This window comes from Streptobacillus canis (assembly GCF_009733925.1).
Taxonomy (GTDB): domain Bacteria; phylum Fusobacteriota; class Fusobacteriia; order Fusobacteriales; family Leptotrichiaceae; genus Streptobacillus; species Streptobacillus canis.
The window spans coordinates 25451-35718 of record NZ_WOEI01000018.1; the positions used below are offsets into that span (position 1 = coordinate 25451).

The 10268-nt window shown below is 25.2% G+C and carries 10 protein-coding genes and 1 other RNA gene; all 11 read left to right on the forward strand.

What is annotated here, in order from left to right; translation table 11 throughout:
• Positions 1 to 3 precede the first annotated feature (3 nt).
• The 11 genes from GM111_RS05555 to GM111_RS05605 all read left to right on the forward strand — a co-directional run bounded on the left by GM111_RS05555 (position 4) and on the right by GM111_RS05605 (position 10029).
• Positions 4 to 342 (forward strand): SdpI family protein, encoded by a 339-nt coding sequence (locus GM111_RS05555; RefSeq protein WP_156299960.1) that lies wholly within the window; start codon positions 4 to 6, stop codon positions 340 to 342.
• Between the two features lie 16 nt (positions 343 to 358).
• The gene (locus tag GM111_RS05560) at positions 359 to 1573 is read left to right on the forward strand and encodes a TolC family protein (protein WP_197034502.1); all 1215 of its coding nucleotides are present in this window, start codon (positions 359 to 361) and stop codon (positions 1571 to 1573) included.
• Positions 1573 to 2637 (forward strand): efflux RND transporter periplasmic adaptor subunit, encoded by a 1065-nt coding sequence (locus GM111_RS05565; RefSeq protein ID WP_156299963.1) that lies wholly within the window; start codon positions 1573 to 1575, stop codon positions 2635 to 2637. Before GM111_RS05560 ends, GM111_RS05565 begins: the two co-directional genes overlap by 1 nt.
• Positions 2634 to 3323, forward strand: a complete 690-nt coding sequence (locus tag GM111_RS05570) for an ABC transporter ATP-binding protein (protein ID WP_156299965.1) — start codon at positions 2634 to 2636, stop codon at positions 3321 to 3323. Before GM111_RS05565 ends, GM111_RS05570 begins: the two co-directional genes overlap by 4 nt.
• 1 nt (position 3324) lies before the next feature.
• Positions 3325 to 4527, forward strand: a complete 1203-nt coding sequence (locus GM111_RS05575; RefSeq protein WP_156299968.1) for an ABC transporter permease — start codon at positions 3325 to 3327, stop codon at positions 4525 to 4527.
• Between the two features lie 132 nt (positions 4528 to 4659).
• Positions 4660 to 4923, forward strand: an RNA gene (gene ffs / locus GM111_RS05580) — signal recognition particle sRNA large type.
• 44 nt (positions 4924 to 4967) lie between these two features.
• Positions 4968 to 6188, forward strand: a complete 1221-nt coding sequence (locus GM111_RS05585) for a GNAT family N-acetyltransferase (protein WP_156299970.1) — start codon at positions 4968 to 4970, stop codon at positions 6186 to 6188.
• A 2-nt stretch (positions 6189 to 6190) separates the two neighbouring features.
• Positions 6191 to 8359: a peptidase U32 family protein gene (locus GM111_RS05590; RefSeq protein ID WP_156299971.1), complete on the forward strand. Its 2169-nt coding sequence runs from the start codon at positions 6191 to 6193 to the stop codon at positions 8357 to 8359.
• Positions 8360 to 8494: 135 nt separating this feature from the next.
• Positions 8495 to 8833: a YhbY family RNA-binding protein gene (locus tag GM111_RS05595; protein ID WP_156299974.1), complete on the forward strand. Its 339-nt coding sequence runs from the start codon at positions 8495 to 8497 to the stop codon at positions 8831 to 8833.
• Positions 8826 to 9281: a divergent PAP2 family protein gene (locus tag GM111_RS05600; RefSeq protein WP_156299976.1), complete on the forward strand. Its 456-nt coding sequence runs from the start codon at positions 8826 to 8828 to the stop codon at positions 9279 to 9281. Before GM111_RS05595 ends, GM111_RS05600 begins: the two co-directional genes overlap by 8 nt.
• Position 9282: 1 nt before the next feature.
• The gene (locus GM111_RS05605; protein ID WP_156299978.1) at positions 9283 to 10029 is read left to right on the forward strand and encodes a TlyA family RNA methyltransferase; all 747 of its coding nucleotides are present in this window, start codon (positions 9283 to 9285) and stop codon (positions 10027 to 10029) included.
• Positions 10030 to 10268: the final 239 nt, after the last annotated feature.

The following is a 10268-nucleotide window of genomic DNA, read 5'->3' on the forward strand; positions in this document are numbered from 1 at the left end:
AAAATGGAATTATTTTTATTAATAAATGTATTTTTAACTCCAGTATTAATGATACTTTTAGGCTATCTTTGGACTAAAAGATTTCCAGCAAAAGTAAATAAACTTTATGGATATAGGACTAAGTGGTCTATGCTATCTCAAGAAACTTGGATTTTTGCTAATAAAATGTTTTCAAGATTATTTTTATTATTTGGAATTATTTCAGTAATTTTTACAGGAATTTATGATAAATCTAAATTCACGTCTTTAATTTTTATACAAATTATTCTATTATTAATACCATTTTTAATAACAGAAGTTACTTTAAGAATAGTTTTTAATGATAAAGGTGAAAAAAAATAAAGGAGGAGAGATTTATATGAAGAAAATAACATTATTTTTTATGATGTTTTCAAGCATTATTTTTGCTGAAAATAACATAAAAAAATTAGATGAGAAAGTTAACTCTACATATATTATAAAAGAAAATAAACTAGAAAAAGATAGATTAAAAAGTAATCTTATGGATTTCAATAAAATTAATGTTAGCACTGGAATTGACTATTCTAAAACTGCTGCAGGACATGGACTAGTTCAAAGCAATAATATTAATTATGCATTTATTAATTATAATCTTTCATTTGATTTATTTAATAAAAATATTGCTAGTCATAGTATTAATGCTTCAAAAACAATTAATGAATATTTCTATAATAGAATTGGTGAAAATGAGATTGATTATCAAATTTCAAAATTTAAATTGGAATCAGAGAAAGAAAAAGAATTGTTTGATAAACTTGAGTTATTAAAAAAATACAATTTACAAAAGAAAATTGTTGAATTAAATGAAAAAGAAAAAGTAAAATTTGATCAAGATAGAAAAAATATTGAAAAAAGTTATCAGATTGGTGCAATTTCAAAATACGATTATGATGTTGCTAAAAGTAATTTAGAGCTTTCAGAATTAAGATTTTCATTAGATAAAGATACACTTGAGCAAATTAAAATTAATTTATTATCAAATGATATAGAATTAATGAATTTAGATTTAAACTTTGATGGTAAAAGACTTGATGATAAAATCTTAATGGAATATGTTAAGAGAAAATATATAGTTATGGAAGAATTAGAAATAGCAAAAACAGAATATAATCAAACAAAAGATTTTATGATGAATAAATTACCTTTAATTACTCCAGCTGTTGGTTATGATATTAAAAATAATGCATTTACAGCAGGAGTGACTGTAGCAAAAAGTTTTGATATTGTTACAAGTGAATATGACGAAATGGAAGAATTGAAACAAGAAATACAAAAGAAAAAAGATGATTTAAAATTATTAGAACAAAAAATGTTTTTAGAAGAAAAAAATGCATATAATGCAATCTTATTTAAATTTATTTTAAACAGAACAAAAGTTAAAAATTTAGAAAACGAGCTTAAGATAGTTGAAAGAAAATTTGAACTTGGTTCTGAAAAATATATTACACTTTTAGAAAAAAGAAATGAACTATTGAGAAGTAAAATTGATTTAGAAGAATCAATGTTAGATGTTAGTTTATATAATTTAAAAATAAAAAGAGGTGTTAAATAATGAAAAAATTAAGTAGAACAAAAAAAATATTATTAGGAATAGCATTATTAGCGATAATAGGATTAGGAGCAAAAATTTTTTCAGGTTCTTCTATTGAAGTTCAAAATGGAGAAATGGTTCAAACATATGAAGCTACAAAACAAAGTATTGAATTAAAGTACGAAGTTTCAGGAGAAGTATTTAGTGAAAAAGAAGTATTGATATTTTCAAATTTACCTGGAAAAGTAAATAGAGTTAATTTTAGAACTGGAGATGTAGTTAAAAAAGGTGATGTTTTAGTTGAATTAGATTCATCAAGCTTACAAGAAATAAATTCAAATATAGATAAACTAAAAATAAATTTATCAGCAATACAAAAAGAATATAATGATGTACTATCGTTGTATAAAATTGGTGGTGTTTCTAAAAATGAAGTTGATAGATTAGGCGATGCAGTTCGTTTAGCTCAAATTGATTTAAGAAATGCATATAGTAATAGTGATGAATTTTCAAATAGAATATTATCTACAGTTTCAGGTGTAATAACAGAGTCAAATGTAGATGAAAACTTAAAGATTGATCAAAGCAAATATTTATTTAAAATTGTAGATGTTGAAAACTTAAAAATACAAGCTGAAGTCCCAAATTCTAAAGTAAAAAGTATTAAAGAGGGAGATAAAGTTAATATAACATCTGAATCATTAGAAGATGGAAAAGTAATTGAAGCAACTATTACTGAAATCTCAAAAATTTCAAAGAAAAATCAACAATTTAATGATGCAGTTACAGATGTGATAATTAAAATTGATGCAAGTTCTGGATTAAAACCAGGAGATTTAGTTAAATTAAATATAGTACTTGATAGTATAAAAGATGCTGTAGTTGTTAATTTCTTAGATGTATCATTTGAAGATAATAAAACATATGTATATACTGTAGATCAAGATGGAAAAGTTAAAAGAAATGAAGTTGTATTAGGTAAAACTAATAATGAAGTTTATGAAATTAAATCAGGTATTAAACAAGGAGATAAAATTTTAAATAATACTGAAAAATTATATAAAGAAGGAGATAAAGTACAATGATAGAAGTTAAGGATGTTACTAAAGTATATCAAAATGGTAAACTTTCCTTAGAAGTACTTAAAGGCTTAAACTTATCAGTAAGTGAAGGAGAGTATGTTGCTCTAATGGGTCCTTCAGGAAGTGGAAAGTCAACTTTTTTAAATATTTTAGGTTGTTTAGATAATTTAACGACTGGTACATATATATTAAATGGTATAGATGTTTCTGAGATGAAAGAAGATGATCTTTCGACAGTTAGAAATGAAAATATTGGATTTGTATTCCAAGCATATAACTTGCTTCCAAAATTAACTGCCTTAGAAAATGTAGAATTACCTGCAATGTATAAAGGTATAGATAAAAAAACTAGAATTGAAAAAGCTAAAATAGCTCTAGAAATGGTAGGGCTTGGAGATAGAATAAATCACAGACCTGTTGAAATGTCAGGAGGTCAAAAACAAAGAGTTGCAATTGCAAGAGCATTAATAAATGATCCAAAGATAATTTTTGCTGATGAACCTACAGGAAATTTAGATAGTAAATCTGGAGAAGAAATACTAAAAATATTTAAGGAACTAAATGATAGAGGAGTTACAATAATAATGGTAACTCATGAGGAAGAGGTAGCACAGCATACTAAAAGAATTATCAGATTAAGAGATGGAGTAATAAATTCTGATGAAATTGTAAAAGAGAGAAGGGGATAGTATGAACATATTTGAATTAATAAAATTATCTCTTAAAAGTTTATATGGTTTCAAAATGAGATCATTTCTTACAACACTTGGGATTATAGTTGGTATAGGCTCTGTTGTAATGATATCATCTCTTGGTGCTGGATTCCAAGATGGTTTATTAAGTGATGTTACAAAAACTTATTCTAAATTAATAAGTGTAAATATTAATCAACAAAAATTTAAAAAAATACAAAAAAGTAGAAACTATTATTTTGATGAATTAGATATGAGAGCAATTGAAAAAATTAAAAATATAGATAAAGTATTTATTGATAGTAGTACTGGTGGATATGATGATAAAGATATGTTTTATATTGTTAATCCATTAAGTAAAAATGCTTTTGAAGCCTTAGATACAAAAATTTCTATTGGCCGTCCATTTACAGATGAAGAATTTAGAACAAAAAATAATTTAGGATTGATTGGTAGAACAAGTGGCATTAGTATGTTTGGCTCTGAAAAAAATGCCTTAGGTAAACAAGTAACCTTCAACTCTTATGAAGATGGTTCGGAAGTTAAACTAACAATAGTAGGTACTATTATTGAACCTGAAGAAAAAGCTAAAAAAACATTTGGAAATAATTATGTAACAATAATTACAACTGAAAAACAATTCCCAACAAAAGAATTTAACATGGGAGTTACAATAAAGGTTATAGATGAAAAACAAATGGAAAAAACAGTTGAAAATATTAAAACGTATTTAAATGCAAAGGCTTCAGGACAAGATATATATGATGTTAAACAATATTCAGATGACATAAATCAAGCTACAGATATTTTAGATAAAATTTCAATATTTATATCTCTAGTTGCAGGAATTTCACTTGCTGTAGGAGGTATAGGTGTAATGAATATAATGCTAGTTTCAGTTACTGAAAGAATTACAGAAATAGGTTTAAGAAAAGCGATAGGAGCTAAAAATAAGGATATATTATTACAATTTTTAATTGAAGCAGTTACTCTTACTTTAGTTGGAGGATTAACTGGAGTTATTTTTGGTATGTCACTTGCTTTCTTAGTAGGTATACCATTTGAAATAACACCTATATTAAAACCTAAAGTATTAATAATAGCTCTTATAGTTTCTATGGGGACTGGTTTAATATTTGGAATATACCCAGCTAAAAAAGCATCTAAATTATCACCAATGGAAGCTTTAAGAAGTGAATAGGGTAAGAGGAATAATCTTAGGGTTATTCCTTTATTTTAATTAAAAAAAATCTATTTTGGGTATATAATTAATATATAAATTATTTTATAACTGCTATTGATAAAATATAAAAAAAATGTTATAATAGTTTTACCATACGAGTCGGGGAAGTAGCGGGTCCTTGTACCTGAAGTCCGCTTTAGCAGGGATGATACCAATTTTGAGGATAATTCTGGTGTTCACGCCATGTTTTATTGATGTTGAGAAAATAGTCTTGTATTGTAGAGATTCAGCGAACTATGTCAGGTCGGGAACGGAGCAGCATTAAGTTGAGATTTCTAGGTTTATGAGGTAGCTAGTTTTGAGTTGATACTACATGAAACCAATATTGGGCTTATTCGATTAATTGGTGTATGGTAATAGCTAGTAATCTAGCTTTTTTTATTATATAGGGAGAAAATATGAGAATAAGTAAAGTTGACTATGTAGATCTTTATGAGTTTAAAAATATAAAACATGAAGAAAATAATATTTATTATGCTATATCATTTGAACATAGAATTTTTGGCTACTTAATTTTAAAAAAAGAAGATAAATTAGTAATAGATCAAATATATATAAAAGAGGATTATAGAAATAGTGGATATGGATCTAAATTATTAAATTACGCAATTTATGATAGCATTGACTTAGGGTATGACCAAATAGTCGTAAACAAACATAAAAGAGTTGATAATTTTCTTGAGAAAAATGATTTTATGAAAATAAATGATATTTATACAAGGACAAACTTAAAAGAAGAAATTGATGAACTAAATTCAACAATAAAAGTAAGTAAAATTTCGATTATTATCAATATAATACTAGCTGCATTTAAATTGTTTTTAGGATATTCTTTTACAATAAATTCATTAATTGCAGATGGTATAAATTCATTTGCAGATTTAATTAATAATATATTAGTATTGGTAGGAGCAAATATTGGGAAAACACCAAATGATGAAGAGCACCCTTTTGGTCATGGTAAAGTTGAATCAGTATTTAGCTTAATAATTGGGGTAGTAATAATATTTACTTCATTTGGTGTATTAAAAGATGGAGTATCAATGTTGGCAAGAAAAGAATTTCCAGAAATCACAGATAAATTTTTAATAATAGTAATAGTTTCATTGCTATTAGTATTAATTAAAATATTACAATATCTTTATGTTTATTTTATCTCAAAAAAATATACTAACCCATTAATAAAAGCACTTTTAGTCGACTATAATGTTGACATATTATTGTCAACTTCAGTTGTTTTAGGATTATTAATTTCAAAATATATTTCTCCAAATATGGATGCATTATTATCAATAATAATTTCAGGATATTTAATATTACAAGGTTACAAAATAGTTAGAGAAAATACTTTGATTTTAATGGATTCACAAGATGAAAATTTATTGTTAAATGTTAAATTACTTACACTAGAAGTAAAAGAAATTGAAAATATACATGATATATATATGACTAGTGTTGGTAAAAATATATATATTATTGCTGATATTAGAGTGAAATCAGATTTAACATTAGAAAGAGCTCATGAAATTTCAGTGATAGCAGAGAAAAAAATAAAATTTAGATATTCAAATATAAAAAGAGTAATATATCATATAGAACCAACATATAATGAGGAGTAAAAATGAGAATAGTTGGACCAGCAGGAAATTTTGAAAAATTAGATGCTGCTATAAAAGCGGGAGCAGATGAAGTCTTTTTAGGTTTAAAAGGATTTGGTGCAAGAAGAAATAATGATAATTTTGCAATGCAAGAATTATTAGATGGGATAGATTATGCTCATAAAAAAGGTGTTAAGGTTTTACTTGCACTTAATACTATTATGAGAGATATGGAAATAAAATCAGTATATAAGAATTTTAAACCAATATATGAACATGGTGTTGATGCCGTAATTGTCCAAGATTTTGGTTTAATTAAATTTTTAAAAACTAATTTTCCAGATTTAGTACTACATGGGAGTACGCAAATGACAGTTGCAAATTATGTAGAAGCAAACTATTTAAAAGAACTAGGACTTTCAAGAGTTGTTCTAGCAAGAGAACTATCTTTTGAGGAAATAAAAGAAATTAGAGAAAATACAGATATAGAACTTGAAGTTTTTGTATCTGGTTCAATGTGTATTTCATATTCAGGTAATTGCTATGTTTCTAGTTTTATCGGAGGTAGAAGTGGTAATAGAGGAATGTGTGCTTATACATGTAGAAAGAAATTTAAAGATGAAGAGGGAAAACTTTCATATTTTTTATCTCCAAATGATCAATTATTGCAAGAAGAAGAAATTAATAAATTAAAATCTATAGGAATAGATGCTATAAAGGTTGAAGGAAGAAAAAAACAACCAGAATACATATATGAAACAGTTTCATATTATAGAGATGTTTTATCAGGAAAAAGTAGAGAAAGTGAAAGCTATAAATTATTTAATAGAGGATACTCTAAAGGTTATTTTTATCTTGATGATAAATTAATGAATCATAAATATTCATCGAATTTTGGATATTTGCTTGGTAAAATTGAAAATAATGAAATAAAAATATTTGATGATTTAATTCTAGGAGATGGTATTCAATATGTAAATCAATTTTTTGAAAAGATTGATGGAGTATATGTAAATAAAATTTTTAAGAATGGAACTAAAGTACAAAATGCACAAAAAGGTGATATCATAAGATTATCGGACATACCTAAAGGCGCTAGATATGTTTATAAAAATTATTCAAAAGAAATAAATGATAGAATAAATCATGATATTAAAATAGAAAAAAGATTTAAAAAAATAAATGCTAAAGTTATAGCAAACTTAAATGAAGAGATATATATTGAGTTTTCAACATTAAATAACTTTAAAAAAGAAATAAAAGCGTTTGTTAAAGGTGAGATTTTAGACTCTACTGCAAATAAAAAAATTACAGAGGAAGATATTATTTCTAAACTTTCTGAATTAGGAGACACTGATTTTGAAATTGAAAATATTGAAGTAAATTATGATGGAGAAGCGTTTATTCCGTTTAGCAAAATTAAACAATTAAAAAGAGCGTTGGTTGAAAAATTAGCTGAAAAATTAGTAGATTCATATAAACATGAAGAAAGAGAATATATTGAATTTAAATACCCTAAGCTAGATAAACCAACTAGTCCCATTTTTTCAGCTTTTTGTAGAACAGATGAACAGGAAGCAAAATGCAGAGAATTAGGGATTTCTAAAATATATAGAGAAAATTTTGATATTGCAAAACAAAAAAATATCTCTAATCCTATTTTAAATCAAGAAACAAATTTAGTTTCTAATTTATATCAATTAATTAAAGGTAGAGAAAAAGGTTATAAAAATCAAGCTATTAATTGGAATTTTAATGTATTTAACAATATAAGTGTTGATGTATATTCTAGTTTTGAAAACGTGGATACTGTATTTTTATCACCCGAATTAAATTATAAGCAACTTAAATTAATGACAAATACTGTGTTAAAAAGAGGGTTAGTAATTTACGGAAGTTTAAAAACAATGTATATTGAACATACAATAGATAATAAAAAATATAAAGAAATTCAAGGGGAACATTTTGATAGATATAAAGTAGTAAAAAATGAACTTGATAACATTGAACTATACCTATATAAACCTATGAATTTAATACCAAAATTAGATCTAATTTATTCTTTAAATTTAGATGAATTAAGATTAGATTTTACTTTTGAAGATGAAAATGAAGTTGAAAAAATAATTAAATCAATTAAGACTCAATCTGGAAAATATAATCCTTATGCTTTCGAGATGGGAGTTAGTTAAAAAATTGTCCAAAAATATTTTTTTGGACATTTTTCTTTTTAAATATTTTCTTTGCCAAAATGCATATAATGTTTGGTAAATACTACAAAATATGATATAATAAATAGAAAAAAGAGCTAGATTGGGAGAGAAAAGATGAATAGTAAAGAGAGAAATTTTTTAAGAAAAAGAGCACATGATTTAGATGCTGTTGTTAGAGTAGGAAAAGAAGGGGTTACAGATGCTGTAATTGATAGTATAAAATCATATATTGAAAAAAATGAATTAATGAAAGTTAAACTTTTACAAAATAGTTTAGAAGATGTTACGTTAGAGTTAGTAAATGAAATTGAAGCTAAAGCTAAATGTACATTTGTGGGTTCAGTTGGAAAGACTATGATTTTCTTTAAGGAAAAGAGGGATAAAAATAAGATTGGAGATATAACAAGAGAGTTTTTAGAATTCAAAAAAAAGCGTCGTGAAATGAATGAATAATGGATTTATACTTGGGAATAAAATACTAGATATAGTTTTTATTGCAGCATTTGCAGCACAAATATATAAATGTATTTCTCCATTATTTTTTGGCAAGAAAGTTGATTTCAGTAGATTATTTTCTACAGGTGGGATGCCAAGTTCACATTCATCTTCAACAATGGCATTATGTACTTCTATAGGAATTGTGAAGGGATATAATACTGTTGAATTCGCAATTGCAGTTTTATTTGCAATTGTTACAATGTATGATGCAACAGGTATTAGGCAAGAAGCTGGAAAACATGCTAAAATTTTAAATTCAATTATTGATGAAAAACGTTTTTTATATAAAGAAGAAATTAAAGAATTAAAAGAATTTCTTGGACATACACCACTTGAAGTTTTAGTCGGAGCAATATTAGGTGTAGTGATATCATTTTTAATGAAAGGATACTTATTATCATAAAATGAAAAAAAGATTAGATGTACTTTTAGTTGAACTTGGTCATTTTGACACAAGAGAAAAAGCAAAAAGAGAAATTATGATAGGAAATGTTATTATTAATGATAAGGTTGAAACTAAAGCAGGGACACAATTTAAAGAAGAAAATATAAAAGAAATTAGGATAAAAAACAAATTGAAGTATGTAAGCCGTGGAGGATTAAAACTTGAAAAAGCAATTATATATTGGGAATTAGACTTTAATAATAAAGTTGTATTAGATATTGGTGCATCTACAGGAGGATTTACAGACTGTGCTTTACAAAATGGAGCAATAAAAGTGTTTGCAAATGATGTGGGAACTAATCAGTTAGATTACAAACTAAGAACAGATAGTAGAGTAATTTCACTTGAACAAATTCATATTAAAGATTTAGAATTAAATGAAAAAGTTGACTTTATTGTTATTGATGTTTCTTTTATTTCTTTAACAAAAGTAATTCCATATTTTGAAAAATTTTCAAAAAAAAATACGGTAGTAATAGCTTTAATCAAGCCACAATTTGAAGTAGGTAAAGAAAAGATTTCAAAAAATGGTATTGTAATTGAAGAAGAATATCATGATGAAGCTATTAAAAAGGTTATATCATGTTTTAAAGAGAATAATTATGAAATTAAAGAAGTTATAGATTCACCAATACTTGGAAGTAAAGGGAATAAAGAGTTTTTAATTTATACAAAAAGGAGACCAACTATGATTTGTCAAGTATAAATTAATAAAAATATAGTTGGATAGATTATCAAATTTTAGACAAAACAAAATTAGCACTAAATGATGTGCTTTTTAAACAATATTAATTATCTTAAAGAGTCAGGATCAAAAACAACATTATCCTTAAGGATTTTAAATATAACATGAATTAACTTTTTAGCAACATGACCTAAAGCAGAGTAATGTTTTTTACCTTGATTTCTTTTTAATTGATAATATTTTGCAAATGTATTGTTTAA

What these genes read in the sequence shown, in the direction of transcription:
- GM111_RS05555 (WP_156299960.1), top strand. Translation starts at nt 4, where the DNA reads ATGGAATTATTTTTATTAATAAATGTATTTTTAACTCCAGTATTAATG.
- GM111_RS05560 (WP_197034502.1), top strand. Translation starts at nt 359, where the DNA reads ATGAAGAAAATAACATTATTTTTTATGATGTTTTCAAGCATTATTTTT.
- GM111_RS05565 (WP_156299963.1), top strand. Translation starts at nt 1,573, where the DNA reads ATGAAAAAATTAAGTAGAACAAAAAAAATATTATTAGGAATAGCATTA.
- GM111_RS05570 (WP_156299965.1), top strand. Translation starts at nt 2,634, where the DNA reads ATGATAGAAGTTAAGGATGTTACTAAAGTATATCAAAATGGTAAACTT.
- GM111_RS05575 (WP_156299968.1), top strand. Translation starts at nt 3,325, where the DNA reads ATGAACATATTTGAATTAATAAAATTATCTCTTAAAAGTTTATATGGT.
- GM111_RS05585 (WP_156299970.1), top strand. Translation starts at nt 4,968, where the DNA reads ATGAGAATAAGTAAAGTTGACTATGTAGATCTTTATGAGTTTAAAAAT.
- GM111_RS05590 (WP_156299971.1), top strand. Translation starts at nt 6,191, where the DNA reads ATGAGAATAGTTGGACCAGCAGGAAATTTTGAAAAATTAGATGCTGCT.
- GM111_RS05595 (WP_156299974.1), top strand. Translation starts at nt 8,495, where the DNA reads ATGAATAGTAAAGAGAGAAATTTTTTAAGAAAAAGAGCACATGATTTA.
- GM111_RS05600 (WP_156299976.1), top strand. Translation starts at nt 8,826, where the DNA reads ATGAATAATGGATTTATACTTGGGAATAAAATACTAGATATAGTTTTT.
- GM111_RS05605 (WP_156299978.1), top strand. Translation starts at nt 9,283, where the DNA reads ATGAAAAAAAGATTAGATGTACTTTTAGTTGAACTTGGTCATTTTGAC.